The organism is Bacteroides sp. K03 (assembly GCF_019734355.1).
In the GTDB taxonomy this organism is placed as follows: domain Bacteria; phylum Bacteroidota; class Bacteroidia; order Bacteroidales; family Bacteroidaceae; genus Bacteroides; species Bacteroides nordii.
Genome location: NZ_JAASHC010000013.1, coordinates 1 through 23,147, shown reverse-complemented (window position 1 = coordinate 23,147; position 23,147 = coordinate 1). Strand labels below are relative to the sequence as shown.

Genomic DNA, 23,147 nt, shown 5'->3' with positions numbered 1-23,147 from the left:
AAAGTATCAGATTTTGATTTTGTGGGGTGTAAGTACTTTTTTTAGTGAATATATTATATTTTAGTATCGAAATTTTATATTTTTCGGTGTTTGTATCGGGAAAAAGATATTTTATAATACTTAATAGTTATTTTTGTATCCATATATTGTATTACTATGAAAGCAACTTTGTGTCTGATCCTTTTTCTTAATCTATCAGTTTGGCCATTATTGGGACAGGTTCATTTTACCCGTTTGAATAATGAAGACGGATTGTCACATAGTGAAGTAAAGGCTATATTGCAGGATAGCTACGGATATATGTGGATCAGTACGCGTAATAAACTGAACCGCTATGACGGGTGTGAGTTTAAGGTATTGGATTGTTATGACCCGATAGCGAATAAGCGCAATAACAATACGGCTGCTCTGTGTGAGGATATGAACCGGCTATTGTGGGTAGGCACGGATGAAGGTGTTTTTATCTATGATCCGGTAGTGGAGACTTTTACTTATCTGGAACGTTGGCTGAATCTTCGGGACGCAGGTTTTCTATATAACTGGGTTTCAAATATCGTAGCTGACAAGGAGGGGAATATGTGGATTGTTCTACCTTCTTGTGGCATACTGAAAGTGAATGTACAGACAAAAGCATACAAACTTTATTCAAATTTTGGGCACACTGTGTTTGAAAAAGGAGGACCATTGTCATTGACAGTGGACGGACAGGGTGCTGTCTGGGTTGGATGTATTGACCAGGGAATTTGCCGGTATGACAAAGCGAAAGATGATTTTGTACAAGTACTGGAAGAAACCGGGGTATTCCGGGGGAAAGGAGTGTATGCAATGCTGTCCTGCAAAGAATCTTTATTTGTTGCTTTACACGAGGGGCGATTACTGAGGTATAATAAGGAGACAGGAACGCTGGCTCTGCATGACTTTCCGGAAGTAGACAATGTGATGATCCGCTGTTTGATGATGCCAAAGGATGAAGAACTATGGGTCGGTACAAATAATGGGGTGTATATCTATAATTTGTTGACTAAAAATTGTACTGTATTCAGGAACGATTCTTTTGATTCACACTCGCTTAGCTGTAATACAGTTACTGATATGTATATTGATAAAGAGAAAGGCATCTGGGTTGGTACTCTCTACGGAGGGCTGAATTATCAGAGTCGTAGTGCCGGGAACTTTACGGTTTATATACCGAATGATCATCCGCAGAGCGTACAAAGCCAGTGGATTCATGGCTTGTATTGGGATGCCGATATGCAGAAGCTTTGGGTGGGAACAGAAGATGAAGGCTGTTCGGTTTTTGATAAGAAGACATCGGAGTTTAGCAGGATTAGTGCACGTCATACAGCTCCCATCACTTATATACGAAAAATCAACGGGAATATCTGGATTGGTTATTTTAAGAATGGGTTGGATATTATATCTCCTTCCATGAAGATAACACACTATTCAAGTTTTGAACTGGGCTTGAGAGAAGAAAGTATCTATGCCTTTTGTGAAGATCACACGGGTACCATTTGGATCAGTGATGGTGGAGGAGTATACAGGGCGCAGAAAGGGACGATGCGTTTTGAGAGAGTAACAGAATTCGGAAACGGATACATACAGGATATTATGGAGGATAGCCAAGGGAATATCTGGATTGCGGCGATGGGTAGTGGATTATACAAATACAATATTCATTCCCGTAAATCGAGGCAATATCTTGCTGACGGTAAACCTGGGTCTATCAGTTCGAATTCGGTCAGTAGTATTTTAGAAGATAGTAAGGGACGCATCTGGGTCAGTACGGATCGTGGTGGCATTTGCTGTTTTCAGAACGGGGCTTTTCAAGCCTATTCGCTTGCTGAGGGACTTCCGGATGATATTGTTTACAGAGCAGTGGAAGATGCCCATGGAAATATCTGGTTTGGAACAAATCACGGACTTGTGCGGTTGGAACCGGATACTAAAGAGGTACAGGTCTTTGATAAGAAAGACGGTTTGAGTGTCTCCAGATTCAACTATAACTCAGTGGCGATGACAGATAAAGGCACCATTTTTATGGGGACGATGCATGGATTGGTTTCGTTTAATCCGGGGCAATTTGTGAGAAATGATTTAATCCCTTCTGTCTATTTCACCGATTTTCTGGTAAATGGTAAGAATCTTCTTCCCAATGTTATTAACCAGTATGAAAAGGACTATAAGATCACGCTTAATTATGATGAACGAAATATCAGTATCCGTTTTGTTGCATTGAGTTTTGCTTCTCCTGGGGCAAATCGCTATGCTTATCGTATGAGCAATGTAGACAATGATTGGATTTATACGGATAAGAATGTGATTTCTTATGCCGGACTTACTACCGGAAAATATGTGCTTCATGTGAAGGGAGCCAATAACATGGGAGTATGGGATGAAACTGAAAAGGTGTTGGTCATTGATGTATTGCCACCGTGGTGGGCATCTCCTATGGCTTATGTAATCTATGTGCTGGTGGTACTTTCATTACTTTTCTACTGGATTCGTACGTATTTGAAAAGGGTAGCCCGCAGAAATGAGGAAAAGAATCTCATCTATACAATCGAAAAAGAGAAGGAACTTTACGAGTCGAAAGTGGCGTTCTTTACGAATATCACGCATGAGATACGTACTCCGTTGACACTGATTAACGGCCCGTTGGATCTGGTAATACAGGAATCTGCACTTTTCCCGAAGAATGTACAACGTTATCTGGGATTGATAAAGCAGAATGTGGAACAACTGTTGAATCTGGTCAGTCAGTTACTGGATTTTAAGGCTGCCGAAAATATGAATAAACCGTTGATTTTCTCAGAAATTAAGGCTTTGCATCTGATTGAATCTCTGAAAGAACGATTCTCTGTGTTACTTTTGGAACGGAATAAAACCTTTGAAGTTATAGCGGACCGCGTAGACCCGGATATTTGTGTCATTGCAGATAAGGATGCGGTTGATAAGATAATGAATAACCTCATCTTTAATGCGATCAAGTATAGTGATACGCGTATTACTGTGCGGGTGAGCCGTGATGATGAGTTTTTGATACTTGAGATCATAAACGATGGTTTGCTGGTATCAAAAGATATGCACGAGGCAATCTTTGAACCTTTTGTCAGGGCAGAAAACAGTAAGGAAAATATAGGGGTAGGCATTGGATTATCGCTTTGCCGGAGCCTGGTGGAACAACATCGGGGTACTTTAACTTATCAGGAAATGGAAGGTTTGAATTGTTTTGTACTGAAACTTCCCGTTCGTCAGAAAATAACGGAGAACGTACAGGCTGTTGAAATGAGCAACGGGCAGATTCAGCTGAACCGAAACAGTATAAGAGTGACTTTACTGATCGTGGACGATCATCCGGATGTGGTGGATTTCTTATCAGAGCAGCTATATGAGGAGTATACCATCCTGACAGCTTCGGACGGAGTACAGGCCCTCAATATAATAGAGCATAATAAAGTGGATATTGTATTGAGTGATATTATCATGCCTAATCTGGATGGATTGTCTTTGTGCCGTAAACTGAAGTCGGAGGTAAACACCAGCCATATATTGGTGGTGTTGTTAACATCGAAGAATGATGTCAGTACAAAGATTCAAGGACTGGAAGCCGGGGCGGATGCATACATTGAAAAACCATTTAATCTGAATTATTTGTCGGCTTTACTAAAGAGCCTGATAATAAATAAAAACCGCGATATCAGCTTGCAGAACTCTAAACCATTGGTACCTATCGGCCAGGTAGAGATTAATAAGGCTGATGAGAATTTTGTGAATCAGGTAGTAGATATCGTGAATGCGAATATATCCGATCCTGCTTTTAATGTAGAAGTGCTGACTAATAAGATGTGTATGAGCCATTCTAATTTCAGCAAAAAACTGAAGGGAATTGTGAATATGAGTCCTGTGGAATTTATCCGCTTTGTTCGTTTGAATCGTGCGGCAACTATTCTTTCACAGGAGGATTGCCAGGTGAATGAGGTGAGTGTACTGGTAGGTATAAACTCTACAAGCAATTTTATTCAGCAGTTTCAGAAGCAGTTTGGTAAAACTCCCAATGAATTCCGAAAAGAATGTAAGCGGAAGGGGATTGAACCGGAAAAGTAAAATTGTCCATACTTTAAGTAATTCTCTCTATTTCTTTATAGGCTAAATCCCGGTTACTTTGCGGTCATCAAATTAATGATTAATATTTGTATGATCCTAATGAAAACACAATCAAATCTTTATCTGTTCCTGATAGCTTTAATATCGGCTATGGGAGGTTTCCTTTTCGGCTATGACTGGGTAGTGATAGGGGGAGCCAAACCTTTCTACGAACAATATTTTCAAATTGCGGATAGCCCGGTCTTACAAGGCTGGGCAATGAGTAGTGCACTGATAGGCTGTCTGGTGGGTGCACTGAGTGCCGGAAAGATGAGTGACCGTTTCGGGCGGAAGCCTATTCTCACATTGGCGGCAGGGCTTTTTATCTGTACGGCTATTGGTACAGGTGCCGCTCACTCCTTTACTTTTTTCAATATTTTCAGATTGATAGGTGGATTTGCTATTGGTATAGCTTCCAGTCTATCTCCTATGTATATTGCTGAAATTGCTCCGGCTCATTTGCGCGGACGTTTTGTCTCTATTAATCAGTTGACGGTTGTATTAGGTATTCTTGCTTCTCAGATTGTGAATTGGCAGATTGCAGAGCCGGTGGCTGTAGGAGCGACTTACGAGATGATACGTGAGTCATGGAACGGACAAATGGGTTGGCGTTGGATGTTCTGGGCCATGACAGTTCCTGCGGCATTGTTTTTTGTTTTTAGTTTTATACTTCCTGAGAGTCCCCGTTGGCTGGCATCTTCCGGGCATAGAGAGGCTGCTTTTAAAGTCTTCAGCCGAATGGGTGGGCATGATTATGCTCGCCAGGAGTTGGATGCAATTGCTATGGCTTCTTCGAATGGCGAACAACAAGGAGGCTTTAAACAATTGTTGCGTCCTGCAATGCGCAAAGTGCTGATTATTGGTATTGTGATGGCTGTTTTGCAGCAGTGGTGCGGCATTAATGTGATATTCAACTATGCACAGGAGATATTCATGGCTGCCGGATATGGCGTCTCGGATGTGTTGATGAATATTGTGGTGACCGGAATCACTAATGTGATATTTACAATTCTGGCTATGTTTGTGGTGGATCGTTGGGGGCGTAAGGCGCTTACCCTGATAGGCTCATTCGGGTTGACTGTGATTTATGCTTTTATGGGGGCGGCCTATTATTTTCATATTACCGGTATTGTACTGCTCATTATTGTAGTGATGGCTATTGCATGTTATGCGATGACACTGGCAACAACGATGTGGGTGATTATTTCTGAAATTTTCCCCAACCGGGTTCGGGGGGTAGCTATGTCAGTCTGCACATTTGCTCTGTGGGGGGCTTGTTTCATTCTTACATATACTTTCCCGGTACTGAATAGCGGATTGGGAGCTGCCGGAACCTTCTGGCTTTATGGCATCATCTGTCTTGCCGGGGGGATTTTTGTGGTGTTCTGTCTGCCCGAAACCAAAGGTAAGAGTCTGGAAGAATTAGAAAAAGAATTAATAAAATAGTTGTTATATAATATGGAAAAAATAACCCAATATTTAATTCAAAGTACGGTACATACCAGTGAGGTACGTGCCTGGGAAGAAGATATTTTGCTCCCTACCTATGAAATAGGAAAGGAAGAAAAGAATCCCATTTTCTTGGAGAAGCGAGTATATCAAGGTAGTAGTGGCTCTGTATACCCTTATCCTGTAGTAGAAAAAATATCCGATAATAAAGTTGATAAGAAGTATCATGCTCTTTTTATAGAGAATGAGTATATCAAGGTTATGATATTGCCGGAACTGGGTGGACGTATACACATGGCTTATGATAAAGTGAAACAACGCCATTTTGTGTATTACAATCAGGTGGTGAAGCCTGCTTTGGTGGGGCTTACCGGTCCATGGATTTCGGGTGGGATTGAATTTAACTGGCCTCAGCACCATCGTCCCTCCACTTTTCTTCCTACTGATTTTTCTATAGAAGAGAATGCGGACGGTAGTAAGACAATCTGGTGTAACGAAGTGGAACGCATGTTCCGTACCAAAGGGATGCAGGGCTTTACCCTCTATCCGGGTAAGGCGTATATTGAAATCAATGTGAAGATTTACAATCGTACAGCTTTCCCTCAGACATTTTTGTGGTGGGCTAACCCGGCTGTGGTGGTGAATGATCACTATCATTCGGTATTCCCACCCGATGTAAATGCGGTGTTTGATCATGGCAAGCGCGATGTGTCGTCCTTTCCTATAGCTACCGGAGTTTATTATAAGCAAGACTACTCAGCGGGAGTGGATATTTCAAAATACAAGAATATTCCCGTTCCTACTTCTTATATGGCTATTCAGTCGAAATATGATTTTGTGGGTGGTTATGAGGCTGATGTCCAGGGTGGTTTGTTGCATGTAGCCGATCATCATGTGTCTCCGGGTAAGAAACAATGGACCTGGGGAAATGGGGATTTTGGCAAGGCTTGGGACAGGAACCTGACTGATGAGGACGGCCCTTATATTGAACTGATGACAGGAATGTATACGGATAATCAGCCGGACTTCTCATGGTTGCAACCTTATGAAGAAAAATCGTGGGTACAGTATTTCATGCCTTACAGTGAAGTGGGCTATGTGAAGAATGCTACCAAAGATGTTCTGTTGAATGTAGAGCTAAAAGAGGATAATGCTCATCTGGTACTTTATACCACAGGAGTGAATAAAGATGTACATCTGTTGGCAAAGGATATTCAAGGTAAGATATTATTGGATAAGATAATTCAGATTTCTCCGGCAGATCCGTTTACTGTTACTTTCCCGGCAATAGGATTAAAGGAAGAAGATATCCGGATAGAAATCAGAGACTGCGAGGGAAAAGTAATGCTTACTTATCAGGCTGATAAACCGGAAATAAAACCGGTACCCGACCCTGCCAAAGCAGCGAAAGATCCTAAAGATATTGCTTCTATCGAACAGTTGTTCCTGACCGGACTTCATTTGGAACAATATCGCCATGCCACTTATAATCCAATGGATTACTATCAGGAAGCTCTGCGTCGTGAACCGGGTAATGTGCGTTGCAATAACGCTATTGGTTTGCTGTTAATGCGTAAAGGGCAGTTTGCCGCAGCTGAAGCGTATTTCCGTACGGCTGTAGCTACTTTGACAGAACGTAATCCGAATCCGTATGATGGAGAACCATCCTATAACCTGGGCTGGAGTTGTAAGATGCAGGGTAAAGCAGACGAAGCTTATGATGCATTTTTCAAATCGGCATGGAATGCCGCCTGGCAGGATGCTGCCTATTATGGACTTGCACAAATAGATACGGCAAAGGGTAAATATGAGAGTGCTTTGGATAAAGTAGACCGTTCTCTTATCCGTAACTGGCATAATCATAAAGCACGTCAGCTGAAAGCTTCGATTCTGCGTAAGCTGAACCGTAAGGAGGAGGCTTTAAGCCTGATAGAGGAGTCTTTGAAGATAGACCGTTTCAATATGGGATGCCGTTTTGAGTATTATCTGTTGACTAAAGACGAGAACTCACTGGTGGAAATGAAGGAACTGATGCGACAGTGGGAGCATGCTTATATTGAATATGCGCTTGATTTTGCAGGGGCAGGCTTGTATGAAGAAGCCATCTTGTTTTTGCAAAGTTATGTTGCTGGATCCGGCAAGGTATATCCTATGATTCACTATGCTCTTGGCTATTTCTATGCTTGTCAGGGAGATAACAACAAAGCATTGGATTGCTATCGGAAAGCAGAACAAGCTGATCATTCTTATTGCTTCCCGAACCGTATCGAGGAAGTGGTGATTTTGCAAAATGCATTGGCTTTGAATACTCAGGGAGCTAAGGCAGCCTATAGCTTAGGAAACTTCTGGTATGCTGCCCGGCAGTATGAGAACGCCATTAGTTGCTGGGAGACTTCTGTCGCTATTGCTCCGGACTTTCCTACAGTGTGGCGTAATCTGTCATTGGCCTATTATAATAAACAGAATGATAAAGCAAAAGCACTGGACGCTTTGGAAAAAGCATTTCAGTTGGATGAACACGATTCGCGCATTCTGATGGAACTGGACCAGTTATATAAACGTTTGGGATACTCGCACGAACAGCGTCTTGCATTTCTGGAGGCTCATTTGCCTGAAACAGAAGAAAGGGATGATTTATCTATTGAACGCATCACTCTTTACAATCAACTGGGACGTTATGCTGAGGCTAAAGCATTGATAGAAAGTCGTAAATTCCATCCTTGGGAAGGGGGAGAAGGAAAAATTACGGGACAATATGTACTTTGCCGGGTAGAACTTGCCAGAATAGCTTTGCGTGAACAGCGTTATGCAGATGCATTGGCTCTGCTGAAAGAGACTGAAAACTATCCTTATAATCTGGGAGAAGGTAAGCTGGCAAATGCTGAAGAAAATGATATCTGGTATTATAAAGGTGAAGCTTATCGGGGACTGGGTGATGAGGAGAACGCCAAAGCTTGTTTTGAGAAAGCAACGATTGGCTCCCCGGAACCACAACAGGCATTTTATTATAATGATCAGCAGCCGGATAAAATATTCTATCAGGGATTGGCATGGCGAGCATTAGGTGATGAAGATAAAGCGCGTAGTTGTTTTAATAAGTTGATTAAGCATGGTGAAAAACACCTTTTTGATACGTGTCGCATAGATTACTTTGCTGTTTCGTTGCCGGATCTGGCTATCTGGGAAGATGATTTGAACAAGCGCAATCGTATTCATTGTAATTATGTGATGGGATTGGGTTATTTAGGATTGAATGAAACATCCAAAGCAATTAAATTTCTGGATAAAGTCATAGAACTGGATATTAACCACCAGGGAGGGCAGAGTCATAGAGGCCTTATTTAGAAGGGAGAAGGGAGAATTGAGAAGGGAGAAGTGGGCTGCGCTATCACGCTGCATAATACTTCTCTTCTCTCCATTCTTTTTTAATATTTTGTTTATGAAAGTAACGCATGAAATAGCAGCTTATACGGCGACAGGTGAACCTGTTTTTTTATTTAAAGTGGTCAATGGGGCCGGAGCTTATGTTGAGTTTACGAATTGGGGGGCCAGATGGATAACAGCAGCAGTACCTGATATTAACGGACATCTGACCAATGTGATAGTAGGTTATGATACTCTGGAAGAGTATTTGTCTGATACTTATTATATGGGGGCTACGATAGGACGTTTTGCCAACCGGATAGCAAATGCTTCATTTGTTATAGATGATATTACTTATCAGCTGGAAACAAATGATGGGTGTAATACCAATCACGGAGGGACCACCGGATTCGATCAGAAACTGTGGCAGTGGGAGGAATTACCCAATGGAGTTCGTTTTATGCTCACGTCACCCGATGGTGAAGGCGGTTATCCCGGAAACCTTGATGTGGTGGTAGATTATTGCTGGAATGAGTGCAATGAACTGACAGTTAGCTATTTCGGGAAATCAGATAAGACTACTTATCTGAATATGACAAATCATGCTTATTTTAATCTTAGTGGTACAAGGGAGAAGGTTACTTCGCATCTTTTGACTATTCCTGCCGGGAGAATACTGGATACAACACCCGCGTTTATTCCTACAGGTAAAATAATACCAGTGACAAATACTCCTTTTGATTTTACACATTGTAAACAGATAGGGCAGGAACTTTATGCCGATAACCGGCAATTACACAATAATAGAGGATATAATCATTGTTATGTATTAAAGGAACATCCTTCTTGCGATATGCTGCAAGCTGCCTGTCTCTGCGAACCCGTATCTAAACGGCGTTTGACTGTAACAACTGATTTACCCGGAGTACTGCTCTACACGGCAGGTTATTATAAACTTCCCGATACAGCGGTATGCCTGGAAACTCAGTTTTTTCCCGATACACCTTCACACTCTCATTTTCCCTCTTGTTTGTTGCCCTCGGGACGAGCGTATAATCAGCGAACTATATATAAATTTGATATAGATGACCGGGAAGTGTATTCATAACTATCCCTTTTTCTTAGCTTTATACTCCGAAGGTGGAATCCCCATTGTTTTGGTAAACAACCGGGAAAAATAAAGAGAATCTTCATAACCTACTAACGGACTTATCTGACTGATTTTCATATCAGTGAAGTCCAGGTAATGGCATGCCTCCTGTATTCTAAGATAGTTCAGGTATCGCAAAGGTGAAGATCCGGTTTTTTCTTCAAACAGGTTCGAAAAGTAAGAGGCAGACAGCTTCACTTCGCGGGCAATATCCGTAAGACGGATTTTCTTATTCAGGTTTTCTTTCATATAATGGATGGCAAGCTGTACTACGTCTTTACGTGAGTTGTTCATAGAACCGCAGTCGCGATATTCTCCGATAAATTTCATGGAACCCAGAAAATGAAACAGGCTGGTGGTGGCGTACAGCATATAATTCTTGTTGTATCCGGAACTGATGGAAGAATAAATTTCTTCAAAAAGTGTCAGTCGTTCTTTGATCCGGGAGTGTGCTTCGGGAGTAATATTACGTGGACGGTCAAAGCCTGCACTAAAAAATGCTGCTTTATCCCCGTCAAAATGTATCCAATAGATTGTCCATGGATTAGTAGCATTACTGCCATAAGCATGAGCTTGGTGTTTGGGAAGAATAAAAAATTGATTAGAGATAATTTTGTATCGTTGATGGTCCAACTCAAACCAGCCTTCTCCTTCTACACAGTAAATAAGAACAAACTCATTCACTTCTTCGGCACTTCGCTCACGATAATGAAAACTGGCATGCGGATAATAACCAATATCAGTGATATGGAGTTCCCGGCCCAAAGGGTCCCGTTTTAGCTCTTCGATCAGGAAATCCGGCAATACAATAGCACGTTCTCCTTTGAATCCTTCTTTAATTCGTGGCATGTTTTGTCAGGTATTGGATTTTATAAATCTGAATGAAGCGGCTTATGCTCTCAGCACCCAAAGTTACAAAAAAATCTCTGGAATAAACGAATAAAAAGGGGGAAAATGGCATTGAATGACCAACGGGCAGATTGCTTATATCGTTGGGTAGCAAAGTTCTTTACTAAGAGTCGGAAATTCAGAGAATGCAGAGAAAAGCAAGCTGAAAATTGTAACATCGAACTGGATACTCTAATTTATTAATTGTTTTTATTAATCAGATTTACAATTACTTTTACCATCGTTTCCATCTCTTCTGTACGGCTTTCGGCAATCATCAGTGTAAGAGCAACAAGGGTGTTGTTTCCAATTCGTTTACTTCCGTCGGTATTGTACAGAATACCATTTCGTTCCATAAACCAAAGAAATAGAAATGCGGCAATCCGTTTGTTGCCATCACTGAATGAGTGGTTCTTGGTAACCAGATAGAGCAATATGGCTACCTTCTCTTCGATGCTTGGATAGAGATCCTGCTGGCCAAAAGTTTGATATATCGCACCAATGGAACCTTTGAACGATTGATCCTTTTCGTTGCCAAAGAGTGAACTTCCGCCAAATTTTTCTCGCAATTCATCAATCGCAGCCATCGCGTTATCGTAGGTGGCTCTGAATTGTTCCGTGTTAGTAGTCTTTTCAATTTCCAGCTGTTGATAATCGTATCTATCAAGCGTATCAAGTGCGTATGCATAATCCGTAACCACTCTCAATAAGCCCGTTGCTTCGGAATATTCCAATGTTTTGTGGTCGAGTACATTTGCAAGCACTTTGATGGTTTGCTTTAAATCTTCGTACTGATCCAACTTAATATTCTCTTTGACGGCATATCCTTTTATTAAATACTCTTTGAGTACCTTATTTGCCCAGATACGGAACCGGGTTGCATTTTTAGAGTTTACACGATAACCTATTGATAAAATAGCGTCGAGGTTATAATAAGTTGTTCGATAGTGTTGTTTCCCGTCATTACCCATATGTTCCAAAATGGAACATGTGCTATTTTCGTCAAGCTCGCCTGACGAGAATATGTTTTTGAGGTGTTTGGTTATTGCTGGACGCTTTGTACCAAATAGCTCCGCTATCTGCTTTTGAGTTAACCAAATAGTTTCTTGTTCAAGTCTAACATCCAGAGCAGTTGTCCCGTCCGAGGTTGTATATAATATGATTTCTCCTGTGTTCATAACATATAAATTGCTGAGATGTAAACTTACAGAAAAATAGTTATAATAGTGACTGACTCCTCCTAAGATTTTAGTTGACCGGCATAGATTTGATTCATCACAGATGTGCCAATGAACCGACGTAATATAAATGTGGTGTATGTATCAAAAAGTCAGACTGTCAAAGTGATATTCCTGAGCTCCAAGAATTCGTTTGTTTGTGGAGAGCGGCAGCAAAGGTGTCCGGAATTGTCTTTATTGGGGAGTTGGAGTTTTCAGATTGTTAGGGTTTGATGCTGATTGGATTTATTTTGTACCCTTGTTTTGTATTTACTATGCAGTTTGTTCCCAAATATTATCTATCTTGCTCTTTATTCTATTTTTTGGATAGCTCTGTTCCGGGGAGCAACTAGCGAAAAAATAGGTAGTCCGGTAGAGATTCAGATGTTTCTCTACGACACTCTTATCGTTTCTCTACGACATTCGCATCGTTCCTCGTAGAGTCTCGGAGCTTTTGAAGTAATGAAACCGTAACTAATGTGCCGGAATAAATGCATTTATATCCGGATAAAGTGATAATATGCAGTTCCTGTTGCATGTTATTGCGGCTTTTTATGCAGTTTTTCTTCTGGTTGTAGCAGGATTCTAAAAGTTCTTGTTATTAAAACAAACGATATTCGTGTAAAATGTTTGTTTATTCCTTGTTTTAATGACTTTTGTACAAAATCTCCGGAGGATAAATTCATGCTGCAAGGGGGAGAGGCTGATTGGCTTTTCCTTTGGGTAAGATTCTCCATATCCATGATGTTTTTGTCTATTGATTACTGTCCTTTTTTAAGCTTCCTTTGCATATGATAAACATTATTCTTATGAGTGTATAATCTTGTAATGAAATTAAGTGATGATTTAAAATAATTATGTATGGAAAAACACATGTTTGAGAAGCTTTCTTTCCGGAAAGTATTTAAGTTCATTTTGGCCTTGTTGCTGTTTTCCTGTAGTGTATCGGGCTATGCTGAAGTACTCGATAACAGAGTGGTGAAGGGAGTAGTTAAAGATGAATTGGGTGAACCGCTACCTGCTGTAACCGTAGTAGTAAAAGGTACGACCAACGGGGTAACTACTGACCTGGATGGTGAATATACACTGTCTAATGTGCCTGCCGGATCTACATTGGTGTTTTCTTTCTTAGGAATGCAGACACAGGAAATTGTAGTAAGAAATCAGAAACGTATTGATGTGGAAATGAAAGAAGATGCTGTCAGTATTGATGAAGTAGTAGTGGTAGCATTTGGTACGCAGAAAAAAGAGAGTATGGTTAGCTCTATCCAGACGGTAAAACCTGCGGCTTTAAAGGTACCTTCCAGTAACCTTACTACTGCACTGGCGGGGCGTATGTCCGGTTTGATTGCTTATCAGCGCAGTGGTGAACCGGGGCAGGATAATGCTGACTTTTTTATCCGTGGTGTGACAACTTTCGGCTATAAGAAAGATCCGTTGATTTTGATTGATGGTATTGAAACGACCTCTACTGAACTGGCACGTTTGCAGCCGGATGATATAGCTGCCTTTTCTATCCTGAAAGATGCTACTGCTACGGCTTTATATGGTGCACGTGGTGCCAATGGCGTTATTCAGGTACAGACAAAAGAAGGTAAGGAAGGTCCGGCTAAGGTCAGTCTGCGTGTAGAGAATTCCTTCTCTTCCAATACATCGAATATAGAGCTGGCAGATCCTATTACTTATATGCAAATGGCGAATGAGGCGGTAACAACACGCAATCCGTTGGCTCCTTTGGCCTATTCACGTGAGAAAATAGCCAATACAATTGCCGGTAAGAATCCGTATCTGTATCCGGCTAATGACTGGCGTAAGCTGATGACCAATCCGTTGGTAGCAAACCAGCGCGCTAACCTGAGTGTGAGCGGTGGTGGTAAAGTGGCTCGTTATTATATTGCTGCCACTTTTTCGAAAGATAATGGTAATCTGAAAAATGATAAGTATGCCGGTTATAAAAATAACATTGATCTGAGCACTTACCAGCTGAGATCGAATGTAAATATTAATCTGACGAAAACGACCGAAGCAATTGTCCGGTTGGCAGGTACATTTGATGATTATACCGGACCGCTTGATGGAGGAGATACGATGTATAAGAAGATTATGGTTTCCAATCCGGTATTGTTCCCGGCTTATTACCCTGCTTCCGATCTTCCTTCTGCTAAACATGTGCTGTATGGTAACGCATTGTATAATAATAATGTGGAATATACGAATCCTTATGCGGAATTGACCAGAGGATATAAGGATTATTCTAAATCGACAATGGATGCACAATTTGAACTGAAGCAGGATTTGTCATTTATCACCAAGGGACTGAATGTACGTGGCTTATTCAATACGTCCCGTTATGCTTATTTTGAAGTAGGTCGTGCATCGAGTCCTTACTTTTATAATGTAAGCTCTTATGACAAAGGGGGCTCGTATTCTATCATGCAATTGAATGAGGATTCAAATCCGACGGAATACCTGGAGTCTACCGGTTCCTGGACGGATGTACAGTCTACTGTATATATGGAGGCTGCGATGTCTTATAACCGTTCTTTTGGGGAACATGATGTAAGCGGTTTGCTGGTATATCAGCGTCGTGAAAAAAGAGTATCGAATATTAAAGATGACTCACAAAAAGATAATCTGCAAAAATCTTTGCCCTATCGTAATCAGGGATTGTCCGGTCGTTTTACCTATGCTTTTAATAATCGGTATATGGCTGAATTTAACTTCGGTTATAATGGTTCCGAACGTTTTTATCGTTCTGAACGCTATGGCTTCTTTCCTGCCATCGGTATAGGTTATGATATTTCCAATGAGAAGTTTTGGGAACCGTTGAAGAAGGTGCTTCCGAAGTTTAAATTGAAATACACCTACGGTCTGGTAGGAAATGATGCTATTGGTGACGAAAATGACCGTTTCTTCTATCTGTCTGAGGTAGATGCAAATGATAGTGGTAAGAGTTATGGTTTTGGTACGGACTTTAATTATACTAAGAACGGAGTAACAGTAAGGCGTTATGATAACCGGGATATTACCTGGGAAAAGGCTTATAAGTCTAACTATGGTCTTGAACTGTCGTTGTTTGACGGTCTGAATGTGCAGGTGGATTATTTTACCGAACATCGTACCAATATCCTGATGGACCGCGAATCTATTCCTTCTACTATGGGACTTTCGGCAAAGGTACGTGCCAATGTGGGTGAGGCGAAAGCGAAAGGATTAGATTTGTCTGTGGATTATAACAAGGTGTTCCGAAAGGGGATGTGGTTGCAATTACATGGTAACTTTACGTATGCTCATAGTGAGTTCCTGAAATATGAAGAACCGGAATACAACGAAAAGTATAAACTCCACGTAGGACAGTCTCTGAAACAGGAATATGGTTATATTGCAGAACGCCTGTTTATCGATGAGGCCGATGTGGCTAACTCTCCGAAGCAGACATTTGGCGAATATGGAGCCGGTGATATTAAATATCGTGATGTAAATGGTGATGGACAGATTACTGAACTTGACCAGGTACCTATTGGCTTCCCGACAGTTCCGGAAATTATTTATGGCTTTGGCTTCTCTTTTGGCAGTGCACGTTTTGATGTTTCGGCTTTCTTCCAGGGATCTGCCCGTTCTACTTTCTGGTTGGATGCTAAAAACACTTCTCCGTTTGTACATGTATATGAAGACACTAACTGGGATAATGTATCAATGTGGAAAGACATTCCTTTGTTAAAGGCCTATGCTGATAATCATTGGACAGAAACCAATCGTAATATCTACGCTTTGTGGCCACGTCTGAGCAGTACTCGTATGGAGAATAATATTCAAAAGAGTACCTGGTTTATGCGTAACGGAGCTTTTCTGCGTATGAAGACACTGGAAGTTGGATATACCTTCCCGGAAACATTGACAAAGAAGGCTTATATAAATTCTGCGCGTATTTATTGTAGTGGTAATAACCTGTTTGTGCTCAGCGGATTCCATATGTGGGATATTGAGATGGGAGGTAACGGATTAGGTTATCCTATTCAGCGGGTTATTAACCTGGGTGTCCAATTAACTTTTTAAATAGAGGAGACGAAAAGCTATGAAATATAATTTGAAAAATAAACTAAGAAACCTGGCTTGTATCTCTTTGTGTGCCAGTGGAATGTGGATGTTGAGTGCTTGTGGCGATTATCTGGATGTTGTGCCCGATAATGTAGGTACTATTGAACACTCTTTCAGTAACCGTAATGAAGCCGAGAAGTATTTGTTTACCTGCTATTCTTATATTCCGGAGTATCATAGTGAACGGGCAAATGTTGGTTTGATGGGTGGTGATGAATTAGCTACTTTCTATCCTATTCAGAGTGGCGATGATTATGCTACCTGGCGTATCGGGTTGGGATATCAGAATGTGAATGATCCTTATCTTAATTATTGGGATGGAGGTAATGGTGCGGCTCATAGTCTGTATGAAGGGCTTCGTGATTGTAATACATTTCTGACTTATGTGTCTGATACGGATTATGTAGGCGATCTTGCCCCTTCGATGAGGAAGAGGTGGTTGGCAGAAGTGAAGTTCCTGAAAGCCTATTACCATTATTTACTGTTGCGTATGTATGGTCCGATTGTGATAGCAGATGAAAATCTGCCAATCTCTGCTACTCCGGAAGAAGTACGGCTGAAACGTGCCCCGGTTGATAAAGTAGTCTCTTATATCTCTGATTTGCTTGATGAGGCAAAGATAGATTTACCTGTGAAGATAGATGATCAGGCAACAGAACTGGGACGCATAACTCGCCCGGCAGCCTTGATGCTGAAAGCTAAATTGCTGGTAATGGCTGCCAGCCCGTTGTTTAATGGTAACCCGGATTATGCTGATTTTGTGGATAAAGACGGTGAGCATTTATTTAATAGCGAGTATAGTGTACAGAAATGGGTCGATGCCCAGGAAGCTTGCGAACAGGCCATTGAAATGTGTGAGCAGGGTGAAGGTGGAATAAGTCCGGACATTGTATTGCATGAAACACATACGAATCTGGTATTCAGTGCTAAACTGAAACGTGAGTTAAGTTTACGTGAGTGTGTGACAGAAAAGTGGAATGATGAGTTGATCTGGGGACTGTCCGGTCGCCTGACAGGTGGTTTACAGCAGTCTTGTATGTCACGTGTGGGTAAGTATCCGTCGAATATGCACGGTGCATCTGAAAAAATAAATCCGACAATGTACATTACCGAATTGTACTATACAAAAAATGGTGTACCTATTGATGAAGATAAAGAATGGGAATATGCTAACCGTCTGAAGGTAAAGAAGAATACCAATAATACAGCGAATGAGTTTTATTTGATTCCGGATTATGAAACGGTAAGTGCCAATTTTGACCGGGAACCCCGTTACTATGCAAATGTTGGTTTTGACGGATGCTTGTGGTATCAAAACAACTGTGTTTCCGGGAATTCATCTGATATCTGGCAACTGAAGGGACGTGCCGGACAAGCACAAGGTATTTTGGGAGCTTACGGCTATTCTAAAACAGGGTATTGGGCTAAGAAATTAGTGAGCTTGGGATTCGTGAATACCGAAAGCGGATGGAATACAGAACAATATCCGTGGCCGGAGTTCCGCCTGGCCGATCTTTATCTGCTTTATGCAGAAGCTGTTAATGAAGCTTCGGATTCTGAAGCTGCCCGTACATTGGCAATTAGCTATGTGGATAAAATCAGAGCACGTGCAGGTCTTTCCGGAGTCAAAGAGTCCTGGGAACAACATTCACGTAAGTCGAATAAGTTCAGAACTCAGTTGGGATTGCGTGAGATTATTCAGCGTGAACGTGCCATTGAGCTGATGTTTGAAGGACAACGCTTTTGGGATGTGCGCCGCTGGAAAATAGCTGATAAGGAATATAATAAAACACTGATGGCATGGAATCCTCGTGGCAAAACGGTGGATACTTATTATCAGTTGACCGCCATGTATACTCAGCAATTTGTGGCACCACGTGATTACTTCTGGCCCATTAAAGAAAAGTCATTGGTGATCAATCCCAATCTGGTACAAAATCCGGGATGGCAATAAATCGTTTATTTGATTAAAAACAGAAAGAGATATGAAATCAATAAGAATATATATACTTATGTTGGGGATGTTGATGGCCCTTGCCGGCTGTCAGACCGACTTTGTGAAGCCTTTGGAAAATGATAGCGAAGCACCTGCACCGGTGCGTGATGTAACTTATATCAAGATGCCGGGTTCTGTACTTCTTACATATACATTGCCTTCAGATCCCGATTTACTTTATGTAGCGGCCAGTTATACAAATAAAGAAGGCAAGAAATATGAATTTAAGGCTTCTTACTTCACGAATACATTGCTGGTCGAAGGTTTTGGAGATATGGATACCTATTCATTGGATGTATATGCCGTGGACCGTAGTGAGAATTATTCTGTACCGGTGAATATACAGGTTTCTGCAGATACCCCTCCTGTACAGGCGGCTTATGAAACGCTGGAAGTACAACCCGACTTTGGGGGTATGACCTTTTCGTTTGCAAATACATCAAGAGCTGACTTAACAGTTTATGTTTCTACTCCGAATGAGGATAATGAAATGGTCAATGCAGAAACTTTCTATACAGGGCTGCCCAAAGCTACATTCTCCGTGCGTGGTTATCTGGATATATCCCGTGATTTTGAAATTTATTTTCAGGATAAATGGGGTAATAAGTCACAGGTAAAGAAAGAAACCCTCACTCCGATATACGAGGCCGAACTTGATAAGAAAAAATTCAAAGAGGTGATTCTGCCCGGTGATTTTCCATGTACTTTCTATGAAAGTAAGATGGAGTATATCTGGGATGGACGGGCGGCTGCCGATGGTGACGGACAGACAGGAGCCCATACAGGTATTGAAGAGCATAACGGGCCTACCTGGTTTACCTTTGACCTTGGAGTCCTGGCGAAGTTGAGTCGTTTTAACTTGAAGTTTGTACAGGATGACAAGCACTTTTATAACGACGTTTCTCCGAAAGTGTATGAGGTCTGGGGATGTGCAGAACTGGATAAATCCGGTAGCTGGGATAGTTGGATAAAATTACTTCATATTGAAAATGAGAAGCCTTCCGGTTTGCCAGGAAGTGAACTGACTGAGGATGACCGTCTGGCTGCGCGGGAAGGTGATAATGCTGATTTTCCGTTGGATGCGCCACGTGTGCGTTATATCCGTATCAAATGTATTGATAACTGGACCGGTAACTCTAATATGGTATTTACTGAGGTTACTTTCTGGGGAGATGATAAATCAGAAACGAATAATTGATAAATGCTTGAATTATGAAATTGATGTTTAAATATATAGTGGCAATAGCGGCTTTGTTCTTATTTCTTGGCAGTTTTTCTTCTTGTACACAGATGGATGAGTATCTGAAGTATACGGATGGAAAGGAGATACTGTATATTGGTAAGCCGGAGGGGATGCAAATGCGTTCGGGAAAAGGGCGTGTACAATTCTACGGTATTCTTATTGACCCTAAAATTACCCGGTTACGTATTACCTATAATATGGGAAAAGAAGTAATTGACCTGCCTGTTCAGCGCGGAGAAGGAGCGGAGGTATTTACTTACGATATCCCATTGAAGGAGGGGATTTATAATTTTGTTGTTCAGACCTTTGATGACAACGGACATGCTTCTGTGCCGGAATCACTCATTGGCTCTTCTTATGGTACTATTTATGAAAGTACATTATATAGCAGGGGTATTTCGTCTGTGAAATGTGAAAATAATGCTACTACGATAAAATGGGCTACCGCTGATACTCATTCACCTTATGTCCGTATCTGGTATACGGATGTTAATGCTCAGGAACGTATGGTAGAAGTAGAACAAGCTGAGCAGGAAACGATTCTGGAAGACTACAAGTCGATGAGTGGTTTTAAGATGAAAACTTACTATCTGCCGGATGTTACAGCCGTGGATATCTTTGAGATTGAGGCAAATGTAGAAGCGGATGAAACGTTGACGGCCAGCGTATTGAAAAATGCCACTGACCCTGTGATGCGGAGTGACGATAGTACAGAGAAAAGTGGAATTCTGAAAGACTGGAAGTATACCTCTAATCTGTTGACACAGAATAATGGTACTACCGGTACTTTTTATGAGGCTTCTGCCGGTAAGACATTTATAAATATATCTACGATGAATTATGCCGCTGCCATCGAAAATGGTAAAATATGGCAGGAAGTAACTCTGCCTGCCGGGACATACGAGTTCTCATTCAATGTGAATACTTCGAAAGGCAATAATCTGAATCCATATGGGGTAGTGGTTGCCGGCAGTGAAATACCAGACGTAGATCAGGTTGAAGCACTGTCTTTGGCTTACCTTAATTGGGGGCGTACCACGGGAGTAAAAACATTGAGTTTTACATTGGATGAAGAGACAACCGTTCAATTGGGATGGGTTGCAAGTATGGGTGAAAAGAGTGCCGATATTCGTATAAATAGTGTTGCTCTGAATAAGATACATAAAATAAATACGATAGAAAGAGGCATTGAATGATGCTATTTGCTTATCTAAATGAACATTAGTAATAATATGAAGAAAAAGAGCTTTTTGATAGTTTTAGGGGTATGTATCGGGACTACCGGTTTTGTATGGGGAACCAATGATAAACCATTGTATAAGAATCCGGATGCCCCCATTGAAAACCGTGTGGAAGACCTACTGCGGCGTATGACTTTGCAGGAGAAGGTATTACAACTACAGAACAAACCCGTTGGCAGGATTGATGAGATAGAACGTGTTTTTGGCGGACAGAGTTATGGATGTACTCATGAAATGGGGCAGACAGCAGAAGAATGTGCCCGAATCTATAACGAGTTACAGAATTATATGCTGACTAAAACCCGGTTGGGGATCCCAATTTTAACAGCTGTAGAAGGAATCCAGGGCATTTTACAAAATAATTCTACCTTGTTTCCGCATGCTATTGCACAAGGGAGCACGTTTAACCCCGGATTGATAGAGCGCATGACGGAGGCGGCAGGTGCCGAAGCGGCAACGATGGGTATTCATCAGGTTTTATCTCCTGTGTTTGATATTGCCCGAGAACTGCGCTGGGGCAGGGTGGAGGAGACTTATGGCGAGGATCCTTATCTGATTGCTGAAATGGGGATTGGTTTTGTGAAGGGATATCAGAAACATCGTATTACATGTACTCCGAAACATTTTGTAGCACATGGTACACCAACAGGAGGGCTGAATTGTGCCTTTGTGAGTGGAGGTGAACGTGAATTCCGAAGTATGCATCTTTATCCTTTTGCACGCGTTATTAAAGAAGCCGATCCGCTTTGTATTATGAGCTGCTATAGTGCCTATGATGGTATTCCTGTTTCAGCATCTCCTTATTATATGACTGATGTCTTGCGCGATGAACTCGGATTTAAAGGATATGTATATTCTGATTGGGGATCTGTTGATCGGGTGATGACTTTTCATTATGCTGCCTCTACCCGTGAAGAAGCTGCCCGTCTATCGTTGATAGCAGGTGTTGATCTGGACGTGGATTCTGATTATGAAACACTGGAACAACAGGTGAAAGAGAACATTATAGATGAAAGCTATATTGATAAGGCTGTACGGCGTGTTTTGTATGTGAAGTTTGCTTTAGGTTTATTTGACCGTCCTTATTTCGGTGATCCGAAACAGGTGAAAAAGGTCGTTCGTTCTGCCGAACACATCGCTTTGGCAAAAGAGATCGCGGATGAGAGTGCTATCTTGCTTGAAAACAAGAATAACATCTTACCACTTGATTTATCGAAATATAAATCGATTGCTGTAATAGGGCCTAATAGTAATCAGACTATCTTCGGAGATTATGCATGGACTACTCCGGATACGAAAGAGGGAGTAACTTTATACCAGGGTTTAAAAGAGGTAATGAAGAATAAGGTAAAACTGCAACAGGCAGATGGATGTGACTGGTGGAGCCAGAAGGAGGAGAATATTGCGGATGCAGTAAGAGTTGTAGAACAAAGTGATTTGGCTATTGTGGCGGTAGGTACCCGTAGTACTTTCCTGGGACGTGGCCCACGTTATTCTACGGCAGGTGAAGGATTCGATTTGTCTTCTTTAGAATTACCTGGTAAGCAAATGGAACTATTGAAAGCTGTAAAAGCAACAGGCAAACCGATGGTGGTTGTTTTTATATCGGGTAAACCACTGGTGATGACCTGGGCGAAAGAAAATGCGGATGCTGTATTGACACAGTGGTATGCTGGTGAGCAGCAAGGGCGTTCTATGGCCGATATTCTGGTTGGCAATGTTAATCCTTCAGGACGTGTAAATGTATCGTTTCCGCGCAGTACGGGAAATACACCTTGCTTTTATAATTATTTTCCTACGGACCGTGTACAGCGATTTGACCGTCCGGGTACTTACGAAGAACCGGCAGGGCATTATATTTTTGAGCATCCTTATGCGCTATGGGAATTTGGTTATGGTTTGAGTTATACCGAATTTAAGTATACCGATTGTAATTTAAGTGATTCTATTTTCTCAGACAGAGGTAAGTTGACTGCTACTATTGAGATTGAGAATACCGGAAAACGGGATGGGAAAGAGGTTGTTCAGTTGTATGTTCGTGATAAGATTAGTTCGGTTGCTACCCCTGTCAAACAACTGAAAGCTTTCAAAAAGGTATCGGTCAAAGCGGGTAAAAAGGAAACGGTAACGTTGGAGCTGCCGATTTCGGAATTAGCTCTTTATGATGCCCGTATGAAGCATATAGTAGAACCGGGTGAATTTGAGATACAGATTGGTAGCTCTTCCGATCGTATCCATTTCAATAAGACCATTGTGGTGAAATAAAAGGGATTACAGAGTGACTTAATACAGATTTACTTTACACCGTTTTAACATTATAAAAATTCATATGGCAAGTAAAGTATTTCCTCGTTGT

The 23,147-nt window shown here is 41.5% G+C and carries 11 protein-coding genes; 9 read left to right on the top strand and 2 right to left on the bottom strand.

Annotation, left to right across the window (positions count from 1 at the left end; all coding sequences use genetic code 11):
* The first annotated feature begins 156 nt into the window (after window positions 1-156).
* The 4 genes from HCG69_RS11015 (at window position 157) to HCG69_RS11000 (ending at window position 10,066) form a co-directional block, all read left to right on the top strand.
* Window positions 157-4,107, top strand: a complete 3,951-nt coding sequence (locus tag HCG69_RS11015; protein ID WP_221650085.1) for a hybrid sensor histidine kinase/response regulator transcription factor — start codon at window positions 157-159, stop codon at window positions 4,105-4,107.
* Between the two features lie 90 nt (window positions 4,108-4,197).
* Window positions 4,198-5,592 carry a sugar porter family MFS transporter gene (locus HCG69_RS11010; RefSeq protein ID WP_221650084.1) on the top strand — a complete coding sequence of 465 codons (1,395 nt, stop codon included), beginning with the start codon at window positions 4,198-4,200 and terminating at the stop codon, window positions 5,590-5,592.
* Between the two features lie 12 nt (window positions 5,593-5,604).
* Window positions 5,605-8,940, top strand: a complete 3,336-nt coding sequence (locus HCG69_RS11005) for a DUF5107 domain-containing protein (protein WP_221650083.1) — start codon at window positions 5,605-5,607, stop codon at window positions 8,938-8,940.
* A 94-nt stretch (window positions 8,941-9,034) separates the two neighbouring features.
* A complete protein-coding gene (locus HCG69_RS11000) occupies window positions 9,035-10,066 on the top strand; it encodes an aldose epimerase family protein (RefSeq protein ID WP_221650082.1) in 1,032 nt (343 codons plus the stop codon).
* Here HCG69_RS11000 and HCG69_RS10995 read toward each other — a convergent pair whose 3' ends face one another.
* Together HCG69_RS10995 and rhuM are read right to left on the bottom strand one after the other, a co-directional pair.
* Complete coding sequence (locus tag HCG69_RS10995) at window positions 10,067-10,957, bottom strand: AraC family transcriptional regulator (protein WP_221650081.1); 891 nt, start codon at window positions 10,955-10,957, stop codon at window positions 10,067-10,069. It lies immediately after the preceding gene.
* 239 nt (window positions 10,958-11,196) lie between these two features.
* Window positions 11,197-12,174, bottom strand: coding sequence for a virulence protein RhuM/Fic/DOC family protein (gene rhuM / locus HCG69_RS10990; RefSeq protein WP_221650080.1), 978 nt, complete (start codon window positions 12,172-12,174; stop codon window positions 11,197-11,199).
* 900 nt (window positions 12,175-13,074) lie between these two features.
* Between rhuM and HCG69_RS10985 the strand changes: the two genes are divergently transcribed.
* Genes HCG69_RS10985 through HCG69_RS10965 form a run of 5 tightly spaced genes read left to right on the top strand, consistent with a single transcriptional unit; the run spans window position 13,075 to window position 23,056 of the window.
* The gene (locus HCG69_RS10985; RefSeq protein ID WP_221650079.1) at window positions 13,075-16,269 is read left to right on the top strand and encodes a TonB-dependent receptor; all 3,195 of its coding nucleotides are present in this window, start codon (window positions 13,075-13,077) and stop codon (window positions 16,267-16,269) included.
* Between the two features lie 19 nt (window positions 16,270-16,288).
* A complete protein-coding gene (locus HCG69_RS10980; RefSeq protein WP_221650078.1) occupies window positions 16,289-18,265 on the top strand; it encodes a RagB/SusD family nutrient uptake outer membrane protein in 1,977 nt (658 codons plus the stop codon).
* 31 nt (window positions 18,266-18,296) lie between these two features.
* Entirely contained in the window at window positions 18,297-19,505 is a 1,209-nt protein-coding gene (locus tag HCG69_RS10975; RefSeq protein ID WP_221650077.1) for a DUF5000 domain-containing lipoprotein, read from the top strand.
* Between the two features lie 14 nt (window positions 19,506-19,519).
* A complete protein-coding gene (locus tag HCG69_RS10970) occupies window positions 19,520-20,746 on the top strand; it encodes a DUF4998 domain-containing protein (protein WP_221650076.1) in 1,227 nt (408 codons plus the stop codon).
* Between the two features lie 36 nt (window positions 20,747-20,782).
* Window positions 20,783-23,056 carry a glycoside hydrolase family 3 N-terminal domain-containing protein gene (locus HCG69_RS10965; RefSeq protein WP_221650075.1) on the top strand — a complete coding sequence of 758 codons (2,274 nt, stop codon included), beginning with the start codon at window positions 20,783-20,785 and terminating at the stop codon, window positions 23,054-23,056.
* Window positions 23,057-23,147: the final 91 nt, after the last annotated feature.